Here is a 25,563-nt window from a genome sequence, read left to right on the forward strand (position 1 = left end):
CTTCTTTGCCTTTTCCTTTTTCTCTGCCTGCCGGATTTCCTTATGGACGTCCTCTTTCTTCACTTTTTCCGTCCGCAGTACTTTGCCTTTGATGACGGTAACTTCTTCTTTTTCGGAGCTATGTCCTTCTGCGGCCATCACAGTTTCCATGCCGCAGGCGCCAAGGGCAGCACAGATGGCAGCTGCCAGAATGATACGTTTTATCACTTGAATCCCCTTTTTTATTGAACTTATGAAATATGATTTCCTTCGTGCCGCCGTTTCCGCTCTTCCGTCAGACTTTCCAGAAGGTTCGGCATGGTTTCGCTTTTCCATACCCAGTCCGGCGAAAGGGCGGCGGCCTTTTCCTTGGCGGCCAGAAGGTCGTAGTATACCTGCCATTTCGCATCCACCAGTCCCCGGCCGCTCTGGCGGAGAAGGTAGGCCGGATGGAAGGTGGGCATTACCGGTATGCCATGGTAGTCGATCCAGTGCCCCCGGGAGCGGATAATGCCCGCTTCCCGGCCCAGGAAGAAGCGGAGGGCCACCTTGCCGAGGCCTACAATGACCTTGGGCTTCACCAGGGCGATTTCCGCGGCCAGCCAGATGGAGCCGCAGAACCTGCCTTCTTCCATGGTGGGCGTCCTGTTTCCCCGGGGCCTGCATTTGACGATGTTCGTCACATATACATGGTCCCTGGTAATACCTACGGAAAGGAGGGCTTTGTCCAGAAGCTGTCCGGAAGGCCCCACCAGAGGTCCTCCGTAATCATCCTCGACACCGCCGGGGCCCTCGCCTACAATCATAAGAGGTGCATCGGAGGGGCCGGTGGAAAGCACAGGCCCCAGGCCCCCTTCACGCCGGAGAGGGCAGCGGCTGCAGCTTCTGATGGCCGCCGCCAGGGCCTCATGGGAGGGATAGGTCTCCATCCCGCTGTTTTCATAAAGCTCCCGATGGCGGCGCTCTGCGTATTCTTCGGGGTCTTCATGTCCAAATAAATCCAATGGTATCACCGATTCTTTGTGTAATGGGGCCGCCTTTGGCGGCCCCGCGCCCTTTGGGCGCGAAAGGTTCTAAAGATTGACCGGCCTACGGCCGGAGGGTTCTTAAGTTTGACAGGCCCCTGCGGGCCTGAGGGTTAAGGTATCGCCCTTGCGGGCGATAAGTTTTATAATGCCGCCTTTGGCGGCCCCGCGCCCTTTGGACGCTGAGGATTGTGGTGGCGGCTTTGCCGCAAGTTTATATGGGCCGCTTTGCGGCGGCATATATAACTCCCCTTTGAACCGGCCCGCTCTGTGGGCTGAACCCATCGTTCGGCGCGGCAGCGCACGAACGATAGAACCCTCGCCCCCGTAAGGGGAGCGTCAACCCTCTTGCGTTCGGGAATACATCCAGCCACAACGTATGACTCAAACTACTGCATATCCGGCGGCGGTTCCTGGTTGGTGATTTCGTAGAAGAGGGTGAACTGGCCGGCGAAGTGGAGTTTCACCGTATCCACCGGGCCGTTTCTGTTTTTGGCCAGAATGATTTCGGTTTCATTCTTTCTGGGGTCGTCGTCTTCGATTTCCCGGTTGTAGTAGGCTTCGCGGTAAAGGAAGCTGACCATGTCCGCATCCTGTTCCAGGGAGCCTGATTCACGGAGGTCCGAAAGGAAGGGGCGGTGGTCCTGGCGGGATTCTACGCTTCGGGAGAGCTGGGACAGGGCGATAACCGGCACGTTCAGCTCTCTGGCCAGACTTTTCAGGGAACGGGAAATTTCAGAAATTTCCTGCTGCCTGTTGTCGCCGCTGCGGGATACGTTCTTGGCCTGCATGAGCTGGAGGTAGTCGATCATGATGATGTCCAGGCCGTGCTCCGCTTTCAGGCGGCGGCACTTGGACCGGATTTCCGAAACGGAAATGCCGGGGGTATCGTCGATATAAAGGGGCGCATCCATGAGGACGCTGGCGGCATTGGCCAGCTGGTCCCATTCCTTCTGGGTGGAAATACGGCCGGTGCGGAGGCGGGAGCTGTCCACCAGGGCGGTGGAGCAGAGAAGGCGCTGTACCAGCTGTTCCCTTGACATTTCCAGAGAGAAGAAGGCTACGCTTCTGTGGGCAGAGGAAATGCTCATGTTCTTGGCAATGTTCAGCACGAAGGCGGTTTTACCCATGGACGGACGGGCGGCTACAATGATGAAATCACCTTTCTGGAATCCGCTGGTGAGGGCATCCAGGGAGGGAAAGCCGCTGGCCAGGCCGGTAATGGACTCTTTATTTCTAAATTTCCTTGTAATTTCCTGGAGTTCATTCTGCACGGCCTCGCCGATGGGTGTGAAATCGGAACGCCTTTCATCGCGGGTCACTTCCAGAATGGACTTTTCTGCGTCGTCCGTAATGTCCGCCACATCCTGCCGCTCGGAGTAGGCTTCGTCGGCAATGGTGCCGGCGGCGTCGATGAGCCGGCGGAGCTTGGCCTTGCCTGCCACGATTTCCGCATGGCGGTCCACGGACTTGGTGGTCACCACGTTGGCAGGAAGCTCATTCACATAAAGCACACCGCCTACGTCGTCCAGCCGGCCCATGCGCTTTAATTCCTCCGTCACCGTAAGAATATCCGCCGGTTCGCCCCGGTGGGACAGGTTCAGTATGGCCTGGAAAATGATGGCATTGGCTTCCCGGTAGAAATCGGCGGGAGTAAGAAGGTCTTCAGCTGTCAGGATGGCGTCCTTGTCCAGCATCATGGCCCCCAGCACCGACTTTTCCGCATCAATATTCTGGGGAGGCACCCGGGACACGATCATGGTGTCGGTGTCCGATTTTTTCTTCCAGTCCTTCTTCCGGAAGTCTTTGCCTTCAAAGGTATCAGCCAAAATGATGCCTCCTTTCATGAAATGGTTTATGCAATATATATTTTATCATATTTTAGTGAGCTGGTGGGACAGTGGGACAGTGAGGGGCGGCTGCCGGCTGTCGGCTATCGGCTGTCGGCAGGACCTTTCCGCCGACTGGTATTTACTTCCATCAGCTCAAATGCTTCATGTACCGAGATTCTTCGCTGCGCTCAGAATGACGAGTGGGAGGCGGAAAGGTAAGTCCGTAACGTTCGCCGCGCAGCGGCATTCATACTGGCGCCGCAAGGCGCTGTACCTCGCCAGCGCAGCGATACTATATAACTACCCTGGGCGGAAGCCCTCAACCCATCCGGGAGGCGTCAGCCGGTCCCGGATAGAACCCTTGGCGCCCAGGGGCGCAGCCCCGGCGGCGCCATCAACCCTCGCGGCGAAGCCGCGTCAACCTTCGGGAATACAGGTAAGCGCCGCTATTGACACCCAGTCAGTCCAATATCTCAAACTCCGCTCTGCTTCCTTTTTCCGCCGGCGTCACCTTGAGTCTGGCGTCGATTCTTTCTTCCAGTTCCGGCACGTGGGAGATGATGCCCACCAGGCGTCCGGTGTTCTGGAGGTCGATTAATGTGTTCATGGCGCTGTTCAAAGCTTCCGGGTCCAGGGTGCCGAATCCTTCGTCGATGAACATGGTGTCAAGCCTTACGCCGCCCTGTTTGGCCTGCACCACGTCTGCCAGGCCCAGGGCCAGGGAGAGGGAGGCCAGGAAGGTCTCGCCGCCGGAAAGGGTATTGGCGGGACGGGAGCGGCCGGTGTAGCTGTCGGATACTTCCAGGGTAAGGCCGCCTCTGCCGTCGGTGCTGTCGCCGGCCATGCGGTGGAGGCTGTAGCGGTGGTGGCTCATGTCCAGAAGGCGGAGGTTTGCCGCCTTGGCCACTTCATCCAGCAGGGCGCCAAGAACGTAGCGTTCCAGGGTGATGCGGGACTTTTCGCCTCTGGTGAGGTTGTAGAGCCCCGACACCAGGCTGGTGTCCTTCAGTGTCTTTTCGTGGCGTGCTGCAATGTCCTTCACTTTGGCTGCCGTATCTTCCAGGAGCTTTTTCCTGTTTTCTCCGTCGGAAATCATTTTCACCATGCTGCGGATGGCATTCTGGTGGTTCCTGTCCTCTTCTCCCAGACGGGCCATGTCCGGCTTTTCGCTGCCCTTGAGGAAATCTTTTTCGTCGGCTTTTACCTTTTCGGCGCCCTGGCGCTCCCGGCGGTATGCTTCCAGCGCGGTGGAGAGGGCCTTTTCATCGCCCCTTCTTTCATACCAGCTGCGGCATACAGCCAGGCTTTCAAAGCCTGCTTCTTTGGACTTTTCCCCCAGTGCCTTTGTGCCTTCTTCGTAGTCTTTCGCCAGTTTCTCCCGCTGGGCGTCGGCTGCCTTATATCCTGCATCGGCGGCGGCAAAGGCGGAGACTGCTGATTCTCTGTCTTTGGCGGTGTCCGCCGTTTCCTTTTCCCAGCGCTGGATTTCTTCATTCAGCCTGTGGATGGCATTTCGGAGGGCAATGGGTTTTCTGAATTCTTCCGGCACGTCCTCCAGGGTTTTCATTTTCGCCTGGGCGTAGCCCTGTTCGGAAATGGCGGATACGTAGGCGGAAACCTGGTACTGCTGGGCCAGCTGGGTGCTGTCGTTCCATGTTTCCGCCGCTTTGGCCGCCCTTTCCTGGGCGCGCTTTACTTCATCCTCTGTGGGAAGTTTTTTGTCCGATACGGCAGGATGGGGATGGTGGATGGAACCGCACACCGGGCAGGGCTCTCCCTCTTTGAGCTGGCTGGCCAGAATGGCGGCCTGGCCGAAGATATAGTCCCGGCGGAGGGACTCAGCTTCCGCCTCCGCCGCCTCCTTGATTTTTCTGTCTGCCTCCGCTTTGGCGTTCAGCTTCCGGACTTCCTTTGTCGCCTCCTCTACCTTTTCCGTGAGCCGGTTCACTTCCCGAAGGGTGGCTCCGTAGGCCTTGGCCTTTGGCATCCACTGCACCATTTCCGCCGATTTCCGGCGCTTTTCATCTATTTCTTCCTTTCGGGCTTCCAATTCCTCCGATTTTCTTTCCAGCTTTTCCTTTTCAGCAGCGGCTTTATCCCTTTCTGCTTCGCAGCGGTCCCTATTCTTTCTTACCAGCTTCCCATCATTTGAAATCTTCTCCAGATTTTCAAAATAGGGGGCCAGCTCCCGGGCGGAGCGGATGTATGCAAGGCTTTCCTCCGCCTTTTTCATTTCCTCTTCTTTGGCGAGAAGAGCTTTCAGCTGGGCCTCTGCCTTTGCCAGCGTTTCAAAATGGGTGGAGAGAACTGCCGCTTTCTGGTAGTCCTTCCGGAAATCGGCATATTTCCGGTCCTCTTCCTCCCTCTTCTTTTTGATGTCTTCCAGGAAACGGTCCGTTTCCTCGGTTTCCTTCCGGAGTTCCTCCTCCCCAGGCACGGCGGCCATGGCCAGGGTAGCAGCAAGCTCCGTGTCCTCGGCCGCTTTCTTTTTCAGAAGTTCATTCAGGGAAAGGCGCAGTTCGTTCTGGAAATCGCTGAACCTCTGGGTTTTGAAGAGCTGTTTTAAGATGGCTTCCCTTTCGTCCGCCTTGGCCACCAGAAGTTTCCGGAAATCCCCCTGGGGCAGGAGGATGACCTGGCAGAACTGGCTGGCATTGAGACCGATGAGCTTTCCTGCCGCTTCCTCCACGCCGGTGCGGATGGTGCGGATTTCCTTTCCGTCCTCCAGCTCCGACAGGGAGGCCTGCATGGCCGCCTTCGTCTGCCCCTTGCCCCTTTTCTTGTCGATATACTGCTCCGGGCTCCTTGTGGCGCGGTAGGTCTTGCCGCCGATACTGAAATCGAAAATCACTTCCGTCTTCTGGGCGCTGGTGGCATAGTCGCTCCGCATATGGCTTCCGGTGCGGTCGCCGCTTGTCTTGCCGTAGAGGGCATAGCACATGGCATCCAGGATGGTGGTCTTGCCGGCGCCGGTGGGGCCGCAGATGAGGAAAAGGTGCCGTCCGTCCAGCTTGTCAAAATCAATGGTGGTCTCTCCCGCATAGGGGCCGAAGGCCCGCATGGTCAGTTTCAGCGGTCTCATTGTGCATTCTCCTTCCTGTACACTCTTTCCCAGACAGCCATAGAAAGGGCTTCCTCTTCCTCCGACAGGTCCCGGTCCCGGAACTGGTGGACAAACCGTTTCAATATGTCCTCATCGCTCATCTGCTCCAGATGGATGTCCCGGCTCCCTTCGTCATCCCGATAACCCATATCCTGCTCCACTCCCAGGGCATTGGGAAATTTCACGCGAAGCTTGGGCATGGCGTCAATCACCGGTTCCCTGTCCGTGAGCCGGATCTGCAGGTAATCGTCGGAAGGCTCCGTTTCATCGCCCATGAGGGCCGCAAAATCCCCTTCCATAGAACGCACCTGATACCGGGGCACCATTTCATGGAAAGTGGTGTGCACCTTCCCTTCACCGTCCAGATTTCCCACAATGACCCCCTTCTTCTGGTTCACCTCATCGAAGGAATAACGCATGAGACTGCCGCTGTACTGGATCTTCTCCGAATCCGTCTGCGTCCTCTGTGGCCGGTGGAGATGGCCCAGGGCAGTGTAATCGTAGTCCTCGAAAATGGCATCGCCGATGCGGTCGTAGCCGCCGATGGAAAGGGGCCGCTCCGACTCCGACGGCGTGCCGCCGGCGGCAAAGGCGTGGGCCAGTGCCACCTTCCGCACAGGCTCCTTTGGCAGAAGGGAGAGCACATAATCGGAAAGCACCTTCTCCGCCTCTTCATAGGAATGCACCTTCTCCGCCCCTTCCATGGAAAGGGTATTCATCATCACCCGCACCCGGGCCGGTTCCGCATAGGGCAGCGGGCAGAAAGCCACCTTCCCCCATGCATCCTCCAGCACCACCGGCGACAGGCGGGACAGGGGACCGAAAATATAAAGCCCCTGCCACTTCAAAAGGCGGCTTGCCACGGCCAGACGCTCCGCGCTGTCATGGTTGCCGCTGATGATGATAAAGGGAATCTTCCGCTTTCCCACGATTTCCTCGGTCATGCGGTCAAAAAGCTCCACCGCCTCCTCCGGGGGATAGGAGCGGTCGTACACATCGCCGGAAAGAAGAATCACGTCGGGCTTCTCCTCATCCACCAGGGGAAGAAACTGATTGTTCAAAAGCCACTCCTGGTCTTCCGTCATGCTGTGCTCCTTCAGGAGCTTCCCCAGATGCCAGTCTGCGGTATGGATAAATTTCATAAGTACCTCCTTTGCCTGATAGAAAAGAGGAATCTGCCTCTCTGCAAATTCCTCTTCTCCCTATACATCCCTATTCACTCTGCGAGACAGATAAGTGCCGATGGTTTCATAAACTCTTCAGCCCTTTCATACTGTTCTGCAGCGTCTTCTACGGAAACAATAAAGAAATCCGCATAATCCGTATTGTTTCGGATTTGGAAGGCCTGACTCAAATATTTTGAATATCTGACTTCAAATACACCTGTCTTAATGTATTCCCTCTGAAATAGGAAATCACACCGGCATGCTTTTTGAAATCCACCCCATCCAGTGCCAGAATGGCACGGACAGCAGTGAACATAGCATAGTAGGACCGGCCTATGGAATCCTTAAAATTGTGATGTTCCAGCAATATACGGGCAGAATCAATCCGTTCTTTGGCCATATCCATGCGGTACTTCATAAGCTCCAATTTCTTTTCAAGCAACCACATTCACTCCTTCCCTGCTAATGTTCCTGTAGTAAGGCACATCGTCCTTATATTTCATATATTCATCATAGGGAATCACCACGGGGGAAATCAGTATGCCGTATTCCAGTTCCAAATCAGAGGAAATATCCCATACCTTTTTCAATTTCTGCTGCAGTTCCCTCCTGGGGCCTACCACAATAGCTGCCAGGTCCAGGTCAGAATCATCGGTGAAATCGCCGCGGGCATAGGAGCCGTACAGGATAATCTGCACCACATCATTTCCAAAAACAGAACGGTAGGCCGCTGCCACCGATTGGATGATTTTCTGTACATCCGATGCACTGCACATAGGTACTCCCCCTTTCTTTCTGTATTATATCATGCTTTCCGAAGCCCTTTCAGCAATGCGATTTCCTTTTCATAGCCGGGGAGCTCGTTCGGTGTTTCCAGATAGAAGGGAAGGTCCCTGAGCAGGGGGTGGTTGATGATGCGGGTAATGGCATCAAGGCCCAGGGTGCCTTCCCCGATTTTCTCGTGACGGTCCTTGTGGCTTCCCAGGGGATTCTTGTCATCGTTCAAATGAATGGCATGGAGGCGGGAAAGGCCGATAACTTCGTCGAAATGGCGGAGCACGCCATCCAGGTCGTTCACTATGTCATAGCCGCCGTCGTATACGTGGCAGGTGTCCAGGCATACTCCCAGACGGTCTTTCCGCTCCACCTTTTCCATGATGGCCGCCAGCTCTTCAAAAGTACGGCCTACCTCTGTGCCCTTGCCGGCCATGGTTTCCAGGAGCACATATTTGGGCAGCTCTTCCTGGTCCATGGCGTAGTTCAGCATGTCCGCAATGAGAAGGGTGGCTTTTTCCACGCCCTGCTTCAGGTGGGCGCCGGGGTGGAAATTGTACATGCAGCGGGGCAGGTGGGCGGTCTTGGCCAGGTCCTCCCGCATGGCGGTCCGGGCAAATTCCCGCACCGATTCCTTCGTGGAGGCGCCGTTCATGGTGTAGGCACCGTGACAGAGGATAGGGCCGAATCGGTGCTCCTCCATCCACCGGGCAAGGCCGGCCACGTCTTCTTCTATAAGAGGCTTGGCCTGGCCGCCCCTAGGATTTCTGGGAAAGAACTGGAACGTATTACCTCCCAGGTCCGTGGCGGTTTTTCCCATGGCCAGGAAGCCTTTGGAAACAGATAAATGACATCCGATGATAAACATATTTTTCTCCTTTATATAGGGCCGCTTTGCGGGTGAGGGTTCTTCCCTCACATATAGTGCCCCCGCTTTAGCGGGGGAAAGGTGGTACGTAGTACCAAAGGGGGGGGCGGGCCCGCAGGGCCCGTAGGTTATGTAGAAGGGTTGTGGAAAAAGGTTGTAGAAAAAGGTTCTAAAGTTTGACGCCCGCTTTGCGGGCGAAGGTTCTTAGGTTTGACAGACGCTATGCATCTGAGGGTTGCGGTGGCTGCTGGCGCCGCAAGTTTATATGGGCCGCTTCGCGGCAGCGGAACGACCGCATGGAGTTTCATTTCGACTTGCTGCCTGACGGCTGTGTGCCTTTGGCAATCCCCCCTCGCCACTGCGTGGCCCTCCCCCCTGACAAGCAGGGGGGCGCAAGAGAGTATATAGGCGCTCGCCACCCACCCCTTATATAGGGGTGGGCAAGGACGTTACGGGATTTGCCTTTATGCCTCCTGGGAAGGCAGCGCCTCCAGAGAAAATTCACAGCCTGTCTCATCAGCCTTCAAAAATCCTTTTTGTTTTCTCTCATGATTATATCACAGCAGGCAGACAGATTTTTCTTCCGCATGTCGTGCTACTACGTATTGCAAATGTAAAGGATTATGTGTATATTGATTGCATATTTCTTGGTTTTATCCTATACTATAGGCAGGTAAGCGTGCATTTTCAAAGAGAGGAGTGAAATCAATGGCTACTGCCAATATTAATGTGCGGGTCGATGAGAACCTGAAAAGGGAAGCGGAAGGATTATTTAATGACCTGGGACTGAATATGTCCTCTGCCATTACCATGTTTCTGAAAAGCGCTGTGCGCTGTGACGGAATTCCTTTTGAAGTCCGCCGGCACCCCTATAACGCGGAGACCTTGAACGCTTTGGCCGAGTACGATGAAATGAAGGCCCACCCGGAAAAATATAAGCGGTATCACAGCTTTTCTGACTTAATGAAGGATGTGGACCATGAAACTTGAAATCATTCCGTCCAACCGATTTCAAAAGGACCTGAAACTTTTGGTATGGATTTACATAAATTGGAAGTGGTAGTGGAAACACTGGCCCTTCAAATGCCGCTGGCAGCTCAGGGAAGCGCTGATTAAAGCATTGTTTGCTTTTATTCTTAAATTTTTATGCAATGCAAGGAATGGGATGACGCGAATAGTAAGCTATTTAAGGAATTCCATGACGAAGCAGTGCATAAAAATTTTTATAAAAGCAGACTCTATGAATTAATCAGTGCTTCCCTGATTTCACGATCACCCGCTGACAGGAAATTACAGCGCCTTTCGGGAATGCCATATATCACCGGACTGGCTTTTGCTGTACCGACAGGATGAGGAAGAACTGGAGCTTCTCCTTTTCCGAACAGGCTCCCATTCCGATTTATTTTAAAAATAAAAACTGCCCCGGTGAGCAGCACCTGCTGTTTCACCGGGGCAGTTTTTATTCCGATTTCCCTTTTATCCTAAAAACCCTCTGGTATTCTGTGCTTCCACTACCCGCTGCAGGGCCAGCATGTAGGCGGCCAGGCGGTAGGTGACGTGGTATTTTTCCTTCAATGCGTATACGTCTTCATAGGCTTCGCGCATTTTCTTTGCCAGTCTTTCGTTATATTCCGCTTCAGTCCAGTAGTAGCCGGTGCGGTTCTGCACCCATTCGAAATAGGAGCCCACTACGCCGCCGACGTTGCTCATCACGTCCGGCAGGACTTCGATGCCCTTCTTTTCGAAATAGGCATCCGCCTCTTCTGTGGTGGGGCCGTTGGCGCCTTCCAGAATGAGGGGTGCCTTTACCCTTTCCATGGTGTTTGCATTGAGCTGGTTTTCCAGAGCCGCCATGAAGAGGACGTCCACATCCTGGCTGAAGAGCTCACTGTCCGGGATGATTTCCGCGCCGCTTTCTGTATAGCCCTTCAGGGAACGGCCGTGGGAGTTGGCGTATACGTACATGGCTTCGATGTCCAGGCCCTTGGGGTTATGCCAGGTGCCGTTGATGTCGCCGATGGTAGTAATCTTTACCCCTTCCTGGTGCATGAGGAGGGCACCTACGGAGCCTACGTTGCCGAAGCCCTGCACTGCCATGGTGAGGCTGCCGATGTCCTTATGGTTCTTTTCGCACCAGGTCTTCAATGTGAAAAGGAGTCCCCGGCCGGTAGCTTCATTTCTTCCCAGGGAACCGCCGGTGGAAAGGGGCTTGCCTGTCACCACGCCGGGCTGCCAGCTGCCGGAGAGAGCGGCGTATTCATCGGCAATCCATGCCATGATCTGGCCATTGGTATTCACATCCGGCGCCGGCACATCCTTATCCGGCCCGATGATGGGATAAATCTTCCTTACATAGCCTCTGGTGAGACGCTCCAGTTCCCGCTGGGACAGCTTGTGAGGATCCACCCGGATGCCCCCTTTGGCACCGCCGTAGGGAATATTGCCGATGGCGTTCTTAATGGTCATCCAGGCAGCCAGGGCCTTCACTTCGTTTTCATCGGACTGGGGATGGAAACGGATACCGCCTTTGGCAGCGCCCCGGGCAGTGGAATGCTGCACCCGGTAGCCGGAGAAAACCTCTACATGACCGTCATCCATGCGGATAGGAATGCTAACCGTCAGTTCCCGCTCCGGGTACCGTACAAAAGCATAGTCTTCTTTCTTGTAACCCAGCACTTCGGCCGCCCTGTCCAGCACGTCCAGCATGTTTTCGTAAGGATTGTAATTCGCCATATTTCTGCCTCCTCAAAATGAAATGATGAGCCCGGAAACCCTCCAGGCCCGCTTCCTTTACTATAACACTGCCCGCCCGTTTTGAAAACTTGAAATCATGTTATCATGAGTATTCGGTATAGTTATGCTGATTAGTGTTCCATGGAAGGAATAGGAGGAGCTATGCAGGCCGGGTTCATGAACACCATCCTATTGTCCCCCCGCTTGCGGGGGGAAGGTGGTGCCGACAGGCACCAAAGGGGGCGGGCCCTTCGGGCCCGATGGTTCAAATGGTGCAGAGGGTTCCCTCCCCCATTTATTGTCCCACCGCTTTAGCGGGGGGAAGGTGGTGGCGCAGCCACCAAAGGGGGACCCGCCACAATGGTAAAAGCACTTATAACTCATCTCATCAGGTACCATTCTGCCGAATTGGCCACCTTCGGTGGCCACCCCTTATCCGGCTGCGCCGGACTTTCTCCACTGGAAAGCGTCTCACGTGATTTTCAGGTCGCTATCGCTCCCCTACAAATCACGTTCGCTTGCCACCCTATTCAGGGGACAGAATAAGCCATGCTTTGCTTAGAGCCACTTATAGGATGACATTTTAGCGGAACTTTGTTGTTTCCCCCACGAAAAAAGACGCCCGCAAAGGAGCGTCTTTCGCATTCGATTTCCTGTCCAGCCAATGAAACACCACTGGCCCGCTATCCTACATCAATCCTTTCACCAGGATAATGAAAATCAGCAGGGGCAGGACGTATTTGAAGTAGGGCTGAATCCAGCGGGGCATTTTCATGCCTTCGCCGGTGTTCACTTCCTTCAGGTAGTTGTCAAAGCCCCAGCCATACTTCGTCACGCAGAAGAGGGCGAAAACGATGGAACCGATAGGAAGGATGAGGCTGCTGACGATGAAATCTTCCGAGTCCAGAATGCCTCTGGCACCGATGATATGGACATCCTGCCAGATGTTAAAGCCGAAGATGCAGGGAAGACTGCCAAAGAATACAAGAGGGAGAAGAATGTAAACCGTTTTCTTCCTGCTCCAGCCGAAATTATCCATGCAGTTTCCAATGAGTCCTTCAAAAACAGCAGTAACCGTGGAGAAGCTGGCAAAAGTCATAAAAGTGAAGAAAAGGGTTCCCCAGATTCTGCCGCCGGACATATTGACGAAAATATGAGGCAGTGTAGCAAAAATGAGGGACGGTCCTTCTCCCGGCTCCACACCATAGGCAAAGCAGGCAGGGAAAATGATAAGACCGGCCAGCAGGGCTACAAAGGTATCCAGGGCTGCAATGCGGACAGCCTCTCCGGTGAGTGCATGATCCTTTCCCATATAGCTGGCAAAGATTTCCATGGATCCCTGCCCTACGGAAAGGGTGAAGAAAGCCTGTCCCATAGCAGCGGCTGCCACATTGCCAAGGCCCGCCTCCACCGCTCTGTCCCAGTCCGGCAGGAGGTAAAACTCGATGCCCTTACCGCCGCCGGGGAGGAAAACGCTGTTCACTGCCAGGATGACAATGAGTCCAAGAAGGGACAGCATCATCACTTTGGTCACCTTTTCCAGGCTCCCTCCTACGCCGCCAGCGCAGATAAGAAATCCTGCCACCACGGTGATTCCCATGAAAATCGTCTGTTCCAGGGGATTGGAAACCATAGCTCCGAAAACCCCGTTGATTTCCGCCGCCCCCATGCCCTGGAAGGCTCCGCTGAAAAAGCGCCAGAAATAATCAAGCATCCAGCCGGAAATGGTGGTGTAATAAATCATGAGGATAAAGGTTCCCAGAAGGCACACCCAGCCGTGGATATGCCACCAGCTGCCCTTCGGCTCCAGGGCCTCGAACCCCCGCATGGCACTCTTGTGACTGGCCCGGCCCACCGCCAGTTCCATGGTCACCACCGGTATCCCAAGCAGTACCAGAAAAGCCAGATAAAAAAGCACAAAAACCGCGCCGCCGTATTCGCCGGTAATGTAAGGAAATTTCCACACATTGCCGATACCGATGGCGCAGCCTGCGCTGACAAGGATAAATCCCAGCCGGGATTTAAAGCTGTCTCTCTCTTCCATTCTTCTTTCCTCCGATTTCCCATTCTATCGGCAGGCTGACACCCGTTTCCTGCCGGATCATGAATTCCACACATGAAAAAACGCCCTGCCGGAATTTCCTATATTCCGGCAGAAAAAGCGCAGACCCTCATGGCCTTTGTGAAATTCACACAACTTTTATATTATACTACATGTTCAGGAAAAGGGAAAGGACGCGGAGCGCTCCACGCTCCGCGAAGGGTTCTCAAGATTGACCGGCCTGCGGTCGGAGGGTTCTCAGGTTTGACAGCGGCTCCGCCGCTGAGGGTTGTGGTGGGCGGCTTTATTGACACGCCCTGGCGGGCGTGAAGGTTCTAAAGATTGACGGGGCTTTCGCCCCGAGGGTTCTTAAGATTGACACGTCCTTCGGCCGTGAGAGTTGTGGTGGGCGCCTTTATTGACACGCCCTGGCGGGCGTGAAGGTTCAAAGGGTTCAGAGAGTTCAGAGGGTTGTGGTGGGCGCCCCGGGGCGCCAGTTTGTATGAAACCTTTACAACCGGGCTTCGCCGAAAAAACAGGCAAACCGCGCTTACGCGCGCTGGAAATGCACCCCTTCTGCCTGCGGCACCTCTCCACGGGAAAGCGTCTCACACGATTCTCAGTCACCTGCGGCTCCCTACAGCACGGCTATCACCGACTCACAATATTTTGCGCGTCACTGCGTTCCTTCAAAATATGTTCGCTGGTGTGACTCGTGTTCGCTTGCCACCCCGGAGGGGGAGGTTTTAGCGGCGCTATGCCTTGAGGTGCTTATGAGACCCAAAGCTGAGCGGAGAGCAAACTTCCCCCTCCGGGGGAAGTCCCGCATAGCGGGAATAGGGGTGCATTTCCATCGCCCGTCAGGGCGGTTGTATGGTTTTCCACGGGCAAAGCCCGGTTGTATGGTTTTCCGCCATTACTGCCTTAAACACCAGTCGCCCCAAATGCCCAGCACCCATAGTGCCCCCTGCATAAGGGTGGCAAGGGAACCGGAGTCACTCCAGCGAACTGGATTCATAAGGGAGCCTGAGCGACCTGAGAATCCAGTGAGTCGGTGATAGCCGTGCTGTAGGGAGCCGTAAGGTGCGTATTCTGCATAGAATACGCAAGGCCGGATAAGTTGGCGCCTAGCCTGCCCATAAAGGCGCTTTCCTTTAGCTATCCGGCCCGATGTCTGAAAATCCAGTGACACGCTTCCCACCAGCCACATTACCGTCATTGTTCCCATGTCATTCCTTTTCGTTCCTTTGAGAGAAATGTCTCTTCCCCGCATAAGGCAAAAAAACGGCGCCCTCCATTTAAAAGGCGCCGTCTCCATTTATATTATTTTATCTGATTCTCTTTCCTGCCAGCAGATATACTTCATCATCGGCGCGGGCGCCGATAACAATGACCACCATTTTACCTTCTATCCGAATCAGCTGATAGACAATGCGAAATCCGGCAGCGCGAATCTTGATTTTATAAAGCCCTGTCAGGTCATTTCCCCGATGATGGCCCAGCGGTTTCCCATAACCGCCTTCAGAAGCAGGGAGGGGATTTTGCACGACCTTCCTGATAGCCTTGGCCACCAGAATCCGCTGGGAACCATCCAATGCCTTTAAATCATCCCGTGCTTCCGGCAGAAATACGCATTGCCACTTCATTCCAAAGATACCTCATCCCCATTTTCCAGGTCCTCTTCCGTAATCCCCAGTTCTTTGAAAACCTCATCCGCCGGAAGGGCCTTGCTCATATCTTCATGTTTCAGCCGTCTTTCCGCCAGAAGTGCCAGTCTGGCGTCATTGGCCTCATCAACCAGTTTCATATAGGCCTCCGGCGATAAAAGGACGCACTCCGGCACATTGTTTTTCATGACTACTTTAGGACCTGTATCCTTCACCAGTTTGAAAATCTTTCCTGCCATTCCTCTATTAAATTGAGAAATGGAAATCGTATTCTTGATAACGCTGATAACTCCATCCATGACTTTCACTCCCTTCTGCCATCATCATAAGATATATTGATATATCAGTCAATGTATTTATCGATATATTTCGCAGTAAACTTGAAAGCAGGTGGATAAAGGCAAATCGAATGCTTTCTTCCTGCCGACTGGTATTTATCAGCTTACCCTCACTTACGTTTCTTACCAAGATTCTTCGCTGCCGCTCGGAATGACGCGTTTGGCAGGAAGGCTTTTACATTGTCTGATTGTCTGATGTCTCCTCGGCCAGCAGTAAGCGGATAGCGGCAAGCGGGCAGCCATCTATCTTCTATCTTCTATCTTCTATCCTCTATCGTCTCCCTTCTTTCCACCCTTTCCTCTTTCCGAAAGGAGGAGAAGAGAGCGGCAAACTGGAGGACCCCCAGCGCGAGGAGCAGCAGGAAGGCTTCGGCGGTACCGGAAGCGGTGGCGTGGGCGAAGTCGGAAGGAAGCGCCAGCTGGGAGGCTGAGACCAGGGCCGCCGCCACGGCAGTGCCTACGGCGCCGGAAAGCTGCTGCAGCGTATTGCAGATGGCATTCCCGTCCGGTTTCATGGATTTATCCAGCACAGACAGACTGTAGGTGAGGATATTTCCTACGGACAGCCCCTGGCCTGCAGCAAAGAAAAGGTAGCACGCCGTGAGAACCCAGGTAGACGCAGCGGAAAGGGTACTGTTGAAGAGGACAAGGGAGAAGATAATGAAGACGCTTCCCAGAAGTACCGGCCGTTTGGCGCCGAATCGGTCATAAATCCGCCCCGACACCGGCGCAAAGAGAGCGCCCAGGATACATCCCGGCAGAAGGATACAGCCGGCGGCAAAGGCATTTTCCCCTGTCACAATCTGGGAGAAATTGGGGATAAGGAAGCCCAGGGCCAGGCAGATGAACTGGAGGAGAGAAAGCCCCAGAGCCCCCAGCACGAAGGGCCGATTTCCAAAGGCGCGGATATTAAGAAGAGGCCGGCCGCCCCGCTCCATGCACCTGATTTCATGGCCCCGGAAAAGGAAGAGGGCCAGCAGAAATCCTGCAAAGAGGATGGCCGCCATCACCGTGATTTTTCCCTTCCCCAGATCCGTGAGTCCCATGAGAAGGCAAGTGAAGGAAATGGCCAGGTACAGAAGTCCGCCCGTATCAAAGGGGTGGATGCGGATTTCCGAAGACTGGCGCACCGACAGGCCGCCTGCCATAAAAGAAATCAGAAGCAGCGGAAGCACCGCCCAGAATATCATGCGCCAGCCGAAGAGGCTCACAATATACCCGCCGATGGAAGGCCCCACCGCCGGCGCCAGGGCACACACCAGCATGCCTGCCCCTACCATGACACCCAGCCGGTTAAGCGGCGCCTGTTCCATGATAATATTAAACATGAGGGGCAGGGCGATGCCCGTACCGGCCCCCTGAAGAATCCGCCCCAGAAGGAGAAGAAGGAAATCGGGCGACCAGGCACCAAGAAGCGTTCCCAGAATGAAAAGCCCCGCCGCCGTTAAGAAGAGTCCCTTCATGGGGAACCGCTCCTTCAAGTACCCGGACAGCGGAATCACCACCGCCAGCACCAGCAGGTACCCGGTGGTAATCCACTGTACCAGGGAAGTGGAAATCCCAAACTCCTTCATAAGAGAAGGAAAAGTCACATTCATGGCCGTCTCAATAACCACTCCTGTAAAAGACAGTATCCCTGCCGCAATAATAGAAAAAATCAGCCGCCTGTCCAGGCGCCGTTCAAACTGCATATGACCGCTTCCTTTCAAATAGAATTTTGGGACACGCCTTGGGCGTGAGGGTTGACGGGGCTTCGCCCCGAGGGTTGTGGCCGCCTGTCGGCGGCGGGTTGTGTAGAAGGGTTGTGGAAAAAGGTTGTGGAAAAAGTTCTAAAGTTTGACGCCCGCTTTGCGGGCGAAGGTTCTTAGGTTTGACAGCGTCCTTTGGACGCTGAGGGTTGTGGTGGCGGCTTCGCCGCAGTTTTAGATGGCCGCTTTGCGGCTGACCCCTTCCGGCTCGCTGCGCTCGCCACCCACCCCTTTCAGGGGTGGGCAAGGGCGTTACGGGATTGGCTTTTGTGTCTCCTGCCTGCGTATTGACCGCCTATATGATTATCTCAAGTAATTAACGTACCCCTGTAGTATACCACAATCCCCTTATTTCGCAAATTTTCATGAAATCGCTGATTAAATCGTTTTCTGCTTATATCTTTGATTTTTTATGCAGCGCAGGGTATAGAGCCCTGGGGACGCCTGCTGTCCAGAGCTGTAAACATGGCAAAATCAGATTCTATGCATCAGCACTTCCCCGAAGCTTCATAAAAAAACACGGCATGACGCCGTGTTTCCATTTCCTATTTCAAAGGGCCGTACTTTTCTCTTCCCTTCTGCAGAATGTCCTTCATCCTTCTTACAACAGTAATCATGGCCCGTACATCATCTTCCGGTATATCCTGCATCTCTTGGCAGAGCCATCCATGAAAGCGGGTCACATACATATCATAGTAATGATTTCCCAGATCCGTGAGAGTCAGCGTGAAGACACGGCGGTCGCTGCGCCCCTGCCTTTTCTTCACTATCTCCATGTCACAGAGCTCATTCACCAGCTTCGTAATAGACGGCATAGTGCTGTCCATAGCCTCCGCCACATCACTGACCCGAACCGTCTCCCCCTCCTGATGGAGCCGATGTATACAGTCAATAATACGGATATGCCGTGGCTTTATGCGGGGCGGCAGATCCGGCAGCAGCTCGCAGACCCGTCGGGCTTCATGGCAGGAAAGCAGGAACTGCCTGATCAATTCTTCGTTCATTCCCATCCCTCTTTTTCTTAAAAATTTGAAATATGTAACATCCCATATGTAAAAGTATACCACAGCTCGCATTTTTATGTAATGGGTTTTAGCTTTTTTATAGATTTCCAGAAAATAGAAAAACCAACTTCCTGCGTAGACGCTGATTCAATGCTTTTCCGCGCTGACTTTCGTTTCCCTTGCACCTGCAGAACCATATGAGTCGATGACAGTCATGCTGCAGGGAACCAAAGGATGAAGCAGTAAGAAAGCCTTCCCCCGTTTTCCGGAGAAGGCTTTTTCATGCTCAAAACAGGTGAGAGAAAACCGCTCTGCAGCTCTACCTTATTCACTTTCATATATTCATTCATAACCGGGCAAGCGCAAAGCCGCCAACGGCTGGCGGCTTTGCGCTGACACAAGACAGTGCGTATTGCGTGGTATCAATACGCAGCAGGCACACCCATCACGGGGTGAAAGCCCATCGATTGCCGGCGCCTGCCATTATGATTTGCGCATAAGCTCTACAGTTATGCGCCTTGCTTTGATTATACCAAATTTAGGAAGGGCTTGTCTATCGTACTATTTTCCCAGTTCCTTAAAGCACCTGCCCGCCGCAGGCTTCTCATTCCAGCAGTATTCCATGCCCTCTGCAATGGAAAGGGCCCTTTCCCTGCCAAAATGGTCCGCCGCAAAACCCAGGGCCATATCTATTCCCGCCGACACGCCGGCGGCAGTGTAAAACTTCCCGTCCTTCGTCCAGCGGGCGTCCCGCTGCCAGAGCACCTCCGGCCCCATGGACATGGACCAGTCGAAGGCCTTCTTATTTCCTGTGGCATGAAGCCCGTCTAAGAGCCCCGCAGCTGCCGCCAGGGCGGAGCCGGTGCACACCGTCATCACCAGGGACGCCTCCCCTGCCGCCTTCTTCAAAGCTTCAAGGAAAGCGCCATCCAGCGCCAGCTTCCGGCTCCCCATGCCGCCGGGAATGAGAAGGATATCGCTTTTTCCAATGGAAGCAAGCGCCTCCGTTTCCACCGTAAATCCCTTCCCATTGGACACCGGGCCGCCGGAAAGAGAAGCATACCGGATTTCATAGCCGGAAAGCAGCCCTCGGGAAGCGCTGATTAAATCAGTGTTTACTTTCATTCTTGAAATTTTATGCAATGCAAGGAATGGGATGACGCGAATAGCGAGCTATTTAAGGAATCCCATGACGAAGCAGTGCATAAAATTTCTTATGAAAATAAACTCTATGAATTAATCAGTGCTTCCCTGGCACCTCCAAAGGCCCCAGCGCATCAAGGGCTGTGAAATCGTGATAAAGAAGAGCAGTGATTCGTTTCATAAAAAGCACCTCAGCATTTCCTGTAAACGCCCCGCTCCACAAACCGGATGAGTCCCCGATCCCTCAGCATCTGGAGCTGCTGGCGGATTTTGGCGCGGATATTGTGATTATCCGGATGAAGGATCTGAAGTCTTCCTTCAAAGTCATACATATCCTGAAGAGTAAACTCCTCTGTGCCAATTTCCTCCATGCACCGGAATACGTCCATGAGCCAGCCCCTGGAAGACAGGTTCATATCTGCCAGGAAGGACGTGCTCCTGTACCTCCGGCACACTTCCTCCTTATCCACCGCCAGCCCCCTGCGGACGATTTCGATGCGGCCATAGGACGGCACCTCATCCAGCAGGATGCTGCAGCCTGTCCAGCCGGCCCGCCGGGCTGTGGGCGCCAGAGGCTTTCGCTTCTCTATGATGGAGTCTATGAAGAAATGTTTAGGCACCATAAGGAAATCCTGTACCCTGCCCCGCTCCAGGTCATAGGACATGAAAAGGAAATCGGGATTATCGGACTCATGAATCCGGCGAATCATGGTGTCATAGGCACCATCGGCTATTTTTCTGCCCAGGGCACCCCTTTTGGCCTTGGATTCAAAAATCTCGCCGCAGCAGGGACAGGCAAAATCCGCCACCGGCTGATTTGCTTTCAAATGCTCCAGATGGTCACAGCCGCAGCGGGGACAGTACATATTCCTTGCCACCCAATCCTCCGTCACCACCCGGGCCCTTTGGGAATGACTGGTGTAGGATGACGCCAGGGACAAATCAAGACAGGTATCCATAAAAACCCTCCTTTCTTTCATTATAAAAGAAGGGATGCCCCTGTCAATCCGCCTTTCCCTCTTCATCAAGAACCTGGAAGCGCACATCCACAAGATTCCCCGGCTCCAGCACCCATTTCCCTTTCCGATACAGCTGCTCCGCCTCCTCCAGCGCTTTCTTCCGGCTTCCCGCATCTAATGTAAACTCTTCCGAAACCGTTTCCTCAATAATAATGGTATATTTCATAGTTCCTCCAGTCGACAGAAATTTACAAAAATTCTTCCGATACAGATCGTATGACTTCCCTTATGAAAAAGCAAAGATCCCATGAGCATGATGAGATGCATGATTCGAACTTCCCGCATCCCCATCATCCTGATTGCCAGCGAAGGATCCTGGTACATGACAATAGTGACTCACCTCGGAATAAATCCCGGTCGTCGGAAAGGCACTGCAAAAAGCAGCCCCAACGGAGCTGCTCTTTCCACTACAAAAACTCCTGAATCGTCCCATACTTATGCACGGTAGGGCTCAGGTCAACTTCTTCAATGAATCGGCCAGAGGGAAACCGTTAAGGAATATCTATCTCGTCAAGGAAGGCAGGTGAAGCCATAGTTGCCACCAGGATTTCTAGCAGGTGCTCATCAGGAGTTTTTATGAAGTTTCGACGCGTCGGAGGGAACCGATGAATTCAGGAAGTTCCGCTTCTTCCCGCATGTCCCTTATAAGGTTGTGCACAACAGGCGGAAAGAAGTTTCCCTTCAGGGCCCTTTCGTTTCCCTCTGCTTACACAGTCGGAGATGCAGAGAATGATTCTCACGGAGCAGGCCTCTTTAAGGCTCTGGTTCAAAAGATGGAAAAGGTTTAAAGGTTAATGATGGCACCGGCAGGCGGAGGCTTTTCACGGAAAAAGCCCTGGAGCATGGGCTTCAGGGCTTTTTTATTTTATTTCTTCGGATGGTATTTCTCATATACATAGTACAGCTTGTCCGTCATGAAGGAGAGGGGCTCACTGCCTTCCAGGATGTCGGACCAGTAGGAGGGGATGAAGCCGGTACCGAAGCGGACGCCTTCCAGGGCGCCGGTGATGGCGGCGGTGGTGCTGCTCTTGCCGGAATGGTTGGCGGAGACGATGAGGGCATCCAGCGGCTCATCTATGGCCAGGGAGCAGTAGACGGCGATGGCCAGGGCTTCTTCGGCGTTTTCACCGCTTCCCAGGGACACAATGCTGTCGATGTGGTCCCAGGTGCCTGATTTCCCTGCGGGGTGGTTATTGGCCTGTTCTTCTGCCGCTCCCAGAAGGGAGAGGATGGGGTCGGTTTTGTGGACTTTGCCCAGAAGGGTTTCAGCCCGTTCCAATGCTTTGGGCAGGGTGAGGCCATAGGCCAGGCAGGAAATGATAGCTGCCAGACCGCCGGCGGCATAGTAGCCTACGGGGTTGGAATGGGAAAGGGCTGCTGCCCTCACCGCTTCATCAAAGGCGGCCTTGCTGTCTCCTGCAAAGAGGAGGCCTATGGGAATGGCCCTGGCCAGGGCGGCACTTCCCTTGGAATCATTCACCTTGATTTTAGTAGAGCCCTTGGCGTCTTTGGAAAAGGCTCCCAGGAGGCCTTCTTCCGGATTCCTGCGGGCATGCATGAATTTCTCCCGGAGGAGGCAGAATTCCCTTTCATGGGGCTGCCGCCGCATCCAGGTGCGCTGCCCCCGCCGCGGTTCTTCCCCGGTCTGGCTGTAGTACCAGCGCATATAACCACGATAAATCCCGTCTATCAGATCCAGTTTCTTGGCGTCCGCCCATAAAATCCCGTCTATGGTAGCCAGTATCATCTGCGTGTTGTCAGAAATCGGGGCTTTTCTGCCGTTTTTTGCGTCCCTTACCAGGGTACGCAGGCCGAAGGGACCGAACCGGTGCTGTATCCGACCAACGGAGAAATTCTGCAGAGGATACCCAAGCGCATCCCCGCAGGCGCTTCCGTACAGTGCCCCGCGAAACTTCTCTATGTCCGCCATGTTTTCCTCCTTTTCTTCAGTTTCGTACCATCTGTCCTGCGGTCGGCCGAAAAGGAGGATCCCATTGTATTCTCTCTCCATCGGGAAAATAAAAGTTTCTGGAAATCGAACTACTTCACAGAAACTTTCATAAAAAGTACAGGCAGACAGGCCTACTCCTAATTTTTTATCCTTTTATGTATATTATAGCATAATTTTGAGAGAGAAATATAGAAAATATTGGGCCGCAAAGCGGCCCGGGTGCAGATAGGAAAAGGTTGACGGGGCTTCGCCCCGAGGGGCCTTAAGGTTCTGAAGTTTGACGGCCCGCAGGGCCGAGGGTTGTGGATTGCCCTGTGGGCAATGAAATTTATATGCCGCTTCGCGGCGGTGGGCTCCATCAGCGTAGAGTATCATTTCGTCATGCGCCATTGTACACCCCTTCGCCACTTCGTGGCTCTCTTCACCGGTCAGCCGGACAAAAGGAAGGCCCTTTTATGGGCAGGCTAAGGGCCAACTTCGACTGACTCGGAGACCCCTATGCAGGGTCTCCGCCTCAAGGGGACGCAAGGGCGTTACGCGCTATACTTCCTGCCCTCAACTGTCATTTGAGCCGCAGGCGAAGAATCTTGGTACATGGACGATAGTGCCCCATCTGCCAATAAATATCAGTCGGCGGCAAGTGTTCAGATGGTTCAGATGGTTCTGAGGTTTGACAGCGGCCTTTGGCCGCTGAGGGTTGTGGTGGCGGCTCCGCCGCAAGTTTATATAGGCCGCTTCGCGGCTGTGTGCCTTTGGCAATCCCCCCTCGCCACTGCGTGGCCCTCTCCCGCCCCGGTGGGAAGCGTGTCACTGGATTCTCAGTCGTCTATCGACTCCCTGCGAATCCAGTTCCCTTGCCACCTGACAAGCAGGGGGGCGCAAGAGAGTATATAGGCGCTCGCCACCCACCCCTTAGGCAGGGGTGGGCAAGGGTCGTTACGGGATTCCCTTCCCGCCCCAACCGGTCATTCTAAAGGAAATGAAGAATCCTGGTGCGCGGCCATAGTGAGTGGGCCAACCGTAAATACCAGTCGGCGGCGGGAAGGAACCGCCTTCGGCGGTTCTCCCCCTTTGGTGCCTACGGCACCACCTTTCCCCCGCAAGCGGGGGCACAACAACCCGCAAAGTATCAGTTTCTTCATAAGCCGCACTAAGCATAGCACCGCTAAAATCTCCCCCTTCGGGGGAGACGCCGCCGCAGGCGGCAGAAGGGGTGCATTTCCAGCGCCCGTCAGGGCGGTTGTATGGTTTTTCCTGCCGCCGAAAGGCGGCATACAAAATCGGCGCCTCCAAGGCGCCCACCTTCATTTACCATTTACCATTTACCATTTCTCCACCATCCCACCAGCTCACTAGTACACTATCCCACTAGCTCACCATCCATCCCAGGGCCAGGAGGATTTCCACTATGCCTATGGCCGGCACGCCGTAGACGAATTTCTTATGCCTTGTTTTATGGTGGAAGAAGTACATGCCTGCGAGAGCACCGGGAAAGGCGGCGGGGAGGGCGGAGAGGAGGAGGGTCTTTTCGGAGATGCGCCAGTATCCGTGGATGGCTTTCCATTTGTCCAGGCCGAAGAGGGCAAAGGAGAGGAGGTTTACGGCCAGAAGAAGGATGATGATCCGATTCATCATTTATCCCAGCCTGTCGCCGTTTTCCACCGGCCTGTCCGGCCTGATGAGCACCACGCCATCTTTGCTGTAGGTGCCCAGCACCAGCACTTCGGACATGAAGTCTGCTATCTGCCTTGGCGGGAAGTTGACCACTGCCAGCACCTGGCGGCCTATAAGGTCCTCTTTCCGGTAGAGTTTTGTAATCTGGGCGGAAGATTTCTTTTCCCCTATGTCCGGCCCGAAGTCGATGAGAAGCTGGTAAGCCGGTTTCCTTGCTTTTGGAAAATCCTTTGCTTCCAGAATGGTGCCCACGCGAATGTCCAATTTCATAAAATCATCAAATCCTGCCATTTCTCTCTCCTTTACCACGTTTCTTCCCTGCCGCAGGTTTTCAGATAGGTCACCACCGCTTTGTCCAGCTCAGACAGGAAATCTTCTTTCCCCGCCGGAAGGCCGGCAATGAGGGACAGGCTGTCGGGACTCGTGCGGCAGATGAAGCATTCCAGTATGCTCCTGTATACGCCATGGATCTGAAGGAGCACTTCCCTGTTTCCCGGCGATGTCTCTGCCAGATGTCTAATGCTTTCGCAGAGGCTGCCGAAGGCAAAGGGGTTGAAGGTTTTCCGCTCTTCCAGGTAATAGGTAAAGCTTCCCACATTTTTTCTGTAGTTATCATAAAGTACCAGTTTGGATTCCATAGGTATGCCCCCTTTATGAAAGCGAAATTTCTTCTGTCATTTTTCTTCTGCCAGGGAGAACCAGCGAAGGGGCTCTTTCTTCTTGTTCATACTGCAGAAGAATGCCTGTCCCTTCATTTTCTTCATGCTTTTCACGTCCACTGTCTCCCCGCTTGCGGCGATGGGATAGAGGCGACCCTGGGGAGAGAGTTTCTTCACCGTTCCTTCTCCTGTTTCATCATCTTCCATGAAATAGAGGGGCCGGAAATCGGCGGTGCTGTCTTTTTTCCCCTTCTGCGGAATCACAAGGGGCACCGATATGCCTGTGATTTCCTGCTCCATGTGCCAGCCGTCCGTATCCTTTTCAAAAATGAGGAGCGCCGGCTTTTCTTCCCGGTCGGTATAGGGACTCTCCAGAAGAACCAGCGCCTCCTCGCCGCCGCCGGAAAGGTCGACGAAGTTGTAAGCATAGGTCATAAGACCGGTGTCATAGGTGGAATCGGCGAAATAGGAAAGAAGGGCTTTCCTGAGCCCCTCGTCCTCCACCTGGGCGGAGGACTCCTTCTTCACCTTCTTCGGTATCCACGCCTCCGGCGAAACCACCGCCCGGGCAGTTTCTTCCACCACCGTCCCGTCTTTCTCTATGGAAACGGTAGATATGTCCTCCCCCTGGCCCCAGAGGGGAAAGAGAAGGGCCAGTGCCGCCGCCAGAAATGAAATTTTGTATGTCATCGTGTATGCTCCTTTTTCTTTATTATACCATGGAGGGGCGGCAAGGCCGCTCCGGGTTCAGAGGGTTCTCCTATCCTATTGTCCCCCCCGCTTGGGGCAATGCTATTGCGTTAAGAAGAATTCAGAAAGTACATGTCATTACGATGTGT

Annotated in this window: 24 protein-coding genes and 1 pseudogene; 3 read left to right on the forward strand and 22 right to left on the reverse strand. The window is 54.1% G+C overall.

Annotated elements, in window-relative coordinates:
- The 8 genes from Q0482_RS03275 to Q0482_RS03310 all read right to left on the reverse strand — a co-directional run.
- On the reverse strand, window positions 1-207 hold a 207-nt coding region (locus Q0482_RS03275), incomplete at its 3' end, for a hypothetical protein (protein ID WP_299143334.1).
- Between the two features lie 23 nt (window positions 208-230).
- Complete coding sequence (locus tag Q0482_RS03280; protein WP_366517981.1) at window positions 231-992, reverse strand: uracil-DNA glycosylase; 762 nt, start codon at window positions 990-992, stop codon at window positions 231-233.
- Between the two features lie 401 nt (window positions 993-1,393).
- A complete protein-coding gene (gene dnaB / locus Q0482_RS03285) occupies window positions 1,394-2,764 on the reverse strand; it encodes a replicative DNA helicase (RefSeq protein WP_349676009.1) in 1,371 nt (456 codons plus the stop codon).
- 532 nt (window positions 2,765-3,296) lie between these two features.
- Entirely contained in the window at window positions 3,297-5,918 is a 2,622-nt protein-coding gene (locus Q0482_RS03290; RefSeq protein ID WP_299143338.1) for an SMC family ATPase, read from the reverse strand.
- On the reverse strand, window positions 5,915-7,081 hold the full coding sequence (locus tag Q0482_RS03295) for an exonuclease SbcCD subunit D (protein WP_299143340.1): 1,167 nt from the start codon (window positions 7,079-7,081) through the stop codon (window positions 5,915-5,917). Before Q0482_RS03295 ends, Q0482_RS03290 begins: the two co-directional genes overlap by 4 nt.
- Before the next feature lie 208 nt (window positions 7,082-7,289).
- Window positions 7,290-7,553: a HEPN domain-containing protein gene (locus tag Q0482_RS03300; protein ID WP_299143341.1), complete on the reverse strand. Its 264-nt coding sequence runs from the start codon at window positions 7,551-7,553 to the stop codon at window positions 7,290-7,292.
- On the reverse strand, window positions 7,540-7,881 hold the full coding sequence (locus Q0482_RS03305) for a nucleotidyltransferase domain-containing protein (protein WP_299143343.1): 342 nt from the start codon (window positions 7,879-7,881) through the stop codon (window positions 7,540-7,542). The genes Q0482_RS03300 and Q0482_RS03305 overlap by 14 nt, the downstream gene beginning before the upstream one ends.
- A gap of 29 nt (window positions 7,882-7,910) precedes the next feature.
- Complete coding sequence (locus Q0482_RS03310; RefSeq protein WP_299143345.1) at window positions 7,911-8,747, reverse strand: deoxyribonuclease IV; 837 nt, start codon at window positions 8,745-8,747, stop codon at window positions 7,911-7,913.
- A 708-nt stretch (window positions 8,748-9,455) separates the two neighbouring features.
- On the opposite strand from Q0482_RS03310, the gene Q0482_RS03315 reads away from it, so the two are divergent.
- Entirely contained in the window at window positions 9,456-9,737 is a 282-nt protein-coding gene (locus Q0482_RS03315; protein WP_299143349.1) for a type II toxin-antitoxin system RelB/DinJ family antitoxin, read from the forward strand.
- 280 nt (window positions 9,738-10,017) lie between these two features.
- Window positions 10,018-10,155: pseudogene (locus Q0482_RS03320) on the forward strand (type II toxin-antitoxin system mRNA interferase toxin, RelE/StbE family); the annotation flags it as partial.
- A 68-nt stretch (window positions 10,156-10,223) separates the two neighbouring features.
- Here Q0482_RS03320 and Q0482_RS03325 read toward each other — a convergent pair.
- From Q0482_RS03325 to Q0482_RS03370, 10 genes are all read right to left on the reverse strand, one after another.
- Entirely contained in the window at window positions 10,224-11,480 is a 1,257-nt protein-coding gene (locus tag Q0482_RS03325; RefSeq protein ID WP_299143352.1) for a Glu/Leu/Phe/Val dehydrogenase, read from the reverse strand.
- A 688-nt stretch (window positions 11,481-12,168) separates the two neighbouring features.
- Window positions 12,169-13,524 (reverse strand): sodium-dependent transporter, encoded by a 1,356-nt coding sequence (locus tag Q0482_RS03330; RefSeq protein ID WP_299143355.1) that lies wholly within the window; start codon window positions 13,522-13,524, stop codon window positions 12,169-12,171.
- A 1,325-nt stretch (window positions 13,525-14,849) separates the two neighbouring features.
- On the reverse strand, window positions 14,850-15,167 hold the full coding sequence (locus Q0482_RS03335) for a type II toxin-antitoxin system RelE/ParE family toxin (RefSeq protein ID WP_299143358.1): 318 nt from the start codon (window positions 15,165-15,167) through the stop codon (window positions 14,850-14,852).
- Window positions 15,164-15,487, reverse strand: coding sequence for a type II toxin-antitoxin system Phd/YefM family antitoxin (locus Q0482_RS03340; protein WP_299143362.1), 324 nt, complete (start codon window positions 15,485-15,487; stop codon window positions 15,164-15,166). The genes Q0482_RS03335 and Q0482_RS03340 overlap by 4 nt, the downstream gene beginning before the upstream one ends.
- A 296-nt stretch (window positions 15,488-15,783) precedes the next feature.
- Window positions 15,784-17,217: an MFS transporter gene (locus Q0482_RS03345; protein WP_299143365.1), complete on the reverse strand. Its 1,434-nt coding sequence runs from the start codon at window positions 17,215-17,217 to the stop codon at window positions 15,784-15,786.
- Window positions 17,218-17,819: 602 nt separating this feature from the next.
- Window positions 17,820-18,278, reverse strand: a complete 459-nt coding sequence (locus Q0482_RS03350; protein ID WP_299143368.1) for a MarR family transcriptional regulator — start codon at window positions 18,276-18,278, stop codon at window positions 17,820-17,822.
- Window positions 18,279-18,839: 561 nt separating this feature from the next.
- Entirely contained in the window at window positions 18,840-19,403 is a 564-nt protein-coding gene (locus tag Q0482_RS03355; protein ID WP_299143371.1) for a DJ-1/PfpI family protein, read from the reverse strand.
- A gap of 209 nt (window positions 19,404-19,612) precedes the next feature.
- Window positions 19,613-20,380: a DpnI domain-containing protein gene (locus tag Q0482_RS03360; protein ID WP_299143373.1), complete on the reverse strand. Its 768-nt coding sequence runs from the start codon at window positions 20,378-20,380 to the stop codon at window positions 19,613-19,615.
- A 43-nt stretch (window positions 20,381-20,423) separates the two neighbouring features.
- The gene (locus tag Q0482_RS03365; RefSeq protein ID WP_299143375.1) at window positions 20,424-20,606 is read right to left on the reverse strand and encodes a DpnD/PcfM family protein; all 183 of its coding nucleotides are present in this window, start codon (window positions 20,604-20,606) and stop codon (window positions 20,424-20,426) included.
- 699 nt (window positions 20,607-21,305) lie between these two features.
- Window positions 21,306-22,370 carry an ADP-ribosylglycohydrolase family protein gene (locus Q0482_RS03370; RefSeq protein WP_299143377.1) on the reverse strand — a complete coding sequence of 355 codons (1,065 nt, stop codon included), beginning with the start codon at window positions 22,368-22,370 and terminating at the stop codon, window positions 21,306-21,308.
- A 342-nt stretch (window positions 22,371-22,712) separates the two neighbouring features.
- On the opposite strand from Q0482_RS03370, the gene Q0482_RS03375 reads away from it, so the two are divergent.
- Window positions 22,713-22,859, forward strand: coding sequence for a hypothetical protein (locus tag Q0482_RS03375; protein ID WP_299143379.1), 147 nt, complete (start codon window positions 22,713-22,715; stop codon window positions 22,857-22,859).
- A gap of 900 nt (window positions 22,860-23,759) precedes the next feature.
- Here the strand turns inward: Q0482_RS03375 and Q0482_RS03380 are convergent.
- The 4 genes from Q0482_RS03380 to Q0482_RS03395 are packed head-to-tail and all read right to left on the reverse strand — an operon-like array spanning window position 23,760 to window position 25,414.
- Window positions 23,760-24,026, reverse strand: a complete 267-nt coding sequence (locus Q0482_RS03380; RefSeq protein WP_299143381.1) for a DUF1294 domain-containing protein — start codon at window positions 24,024-24,026, stop codon at window positions 23,760-23,762.
- On the reverse strand, window positions 24,027-24,356 hold the full coding sequence (locus Q0482_RS03385; RefSeq protein ID WP_299143383.1) for a tRNA-binding protein: 330 nt from the start codon (window positions 24,354-24,356) through the stop codon (window positions 24,027-24,029). It lies immediately after the preceding gene.
- Between the two features lie 11 nt (window positions 24,357-24,367).
- Window positions 24,368-24,703 carry a hypothetical protein gene (locus Q0482_RS03390; RefSeq protein WP_299143385.1) on the reverse strand — a complete coding sequence of 112 codons (336 nt, stop codon included), beginning with the start codon at window positions 24,701-24,703 and terminating at the stop codon, window positions 24,368-24,370.
- A gap of 36 nt (window positions 24,704-24,739) precedes the next feature.
- The gene (locus tag Q0482_RS03395) at window positions 24,740-25,414 is read right to left on the reverse strand and encodes a hypothetical protein (protein ID WP_299143387.1); all 675 of its coding nucleotides are present in this window, start codon (window positions 25,412-25,414) and stop codon (window positions 24,740-24,742) included.
- Window positions 25,415-25,563 lie beyond the last annotated feature (149 nt).

This window comes from uncultured Dialister sp., from assembly GCF_937959425.1.
Lineage (GTDB): Bacteria > Bacillota > Negativicutes > Veillonellales > Dialisteraceae > Dialister.

Excerpts from the sequence above, each read along its gene's own strand:
- dnaB (WP_349676009.1), bottom strand. The coding sequence starts at position 2,764 with ATGATCGTGTCCCGGGTGCCTCCCCAGAATATTGATGCGGAAAAGTCG.
- Q0482_RS03290 (WP_299143338.1), bottom strand. The coding sequence starts at position 5,918 with ATGAGACCGCTGAAACTGACCATGCGGGCCTTCGGCCCCTATGCGGGA.
- Q0482_RS03295 (WP_299143340.1), bottom strand. The coding sequence starts at position 7,081 with ATGAAATTTATCCATACCGCAGACTGGCATCTGGGGAAGCTCCTGAAG.
- Q0482_RS03300 (WP_299143341.1), bottom strand. The coding sequence starts at position 7,553 with ATGTGGTTGCTTGAAAAGAAATTGGAGCTTATGAAGTACCGCATGGAT.
- Q0482_RS03305 (WP_299143343.1), bottom strand. The coding sequence starts at position 7,881 with ATGTGCAGTGCATCGGATGTACAGAAAATCATCCAATCGGTGGCAGCG.
- Q0482_RS03310 (WP_299143345.1), bottom strand. The coding sequence starts at position 8,747 with ATGTTTATCATCGGATGTCATTTATCTGTTTCCAAAGGCTTCCTGGCC.
- Q0482_RS03315 (WP_299143349.1), top strand. The coding sequence starts at position 9,456 with ATGGCTACTGCCAATATTAATGTGCGGGTCGATGAGAACCTGAAAAGG.
- Q0482_RS03325 (WP_299143352.1), bottom strand. The coding sequence starts at position 11,480 with ATGGCGAATTACAATCCTTACGAAAACATGCTGGACGTGCTGGACAGG.
- Q0482_RS03330 (WP_299143355.1), bottom strand. The coding sequence starts at position 13,524 with ATGGAAGAGAGAGACAGCTTTAAATCCCGGCTGGGATTTATCCTTGTC.
- Q0482_RS03335 (WP_299143358.1), bottom strand. The coding sequence starts at position 15,167 with ATGAAGTGGCAATGCGTATTTCTGCCGGAAGCACGGGATGATTTAAAG.
- Q0482_RS03340 (WP_299143362.1), bottom strand. The coding sequence starts at position 15,487 with ATGGATGGAGTTATCAGCGTTATCAAGAATACGATTTCCATTTCTCAA.
- Q0482_RS03345 (WP_299143365.1), bottom strand. The coding sequence starts at position 17,217 with ATGCAGTTTGAACGGCGCCTGGACAGGCGGCTGATTTTTTCTATTATT.
- Q0482_RS03350 (WP_299143368.1), bottom strand. The coding sequence starts at position 18,278 with ATGAACGAAGAATTGATCAGGCAGTTCCTGCTTTCCTGCCATGAAGCC.
- Q0482_RS03355 (WP_299143371.1), bottom strand. The coding sequence starts at position 19,403 with ATGAAAGTAAACACTGATTTAATCAGCGCTTCCCGAGGGCTGCTTTCC.
- Q0482_RS03360 (WP_299143373.1), bottom strand. The coding sequence starts at position 20,380 with ATGGATACCTGTCTTGATTTGTCCCTGGCGTCATCCTACACCAGTCAT.
- Q0482_RS03365 (WP_299143375.1), bottom strand. The coding sequence starts at position 20,606 with ATGAAATATACCATTATTATTGAGGAAACGGTTTCGGAAGAGTTTACA.
- Q0482_RS03370 (WP_299143377.1), bottom strand. The coding sequence starts at position 22,370 with ATGGCGGACATAGAGAAGTTTCGCGGGGCACTGTACGGAAGCGCCTGC.
- Q0482_RS03375 (WP_299143379.1), top strand. The coding sequence starts at position 22,713 with ATGAAATTTATATGCCGCTTCGCGGCGGTGGGCTCCATCAGCGTAGAG.
- Q0482_RS03380 (WP_299143381.1), bottom strand. The coding sequence starts at position 24,026 with ATGATGAATCGGATCATCATCCTTCTTCTGGCCGTAAACCTCCTCTCC.
- Q0482_RS03385 (WP_299143383.1), bottom strand. The coding sequence starts at position 24,356 with ATGGCAGGATTTGATGATTTTATGAAATTGGACATTCGCGTGGGCACC.
- Q0482_RS03390 (WP_299143385.1), bottom strand. The coding sequence starts at position 24,703 with ATGGAATCCAAACTGGTACTTTATGATAACTACAGAAAAAATGTGGGA.
- Q0482_RS03395 (WP_299143387.1), bottom strand. The coding sequence starts at position 25,414 with ATGACATACAAAATTTCATTTCTGGCGGCGGCACTGGCCCTTCTCTTT.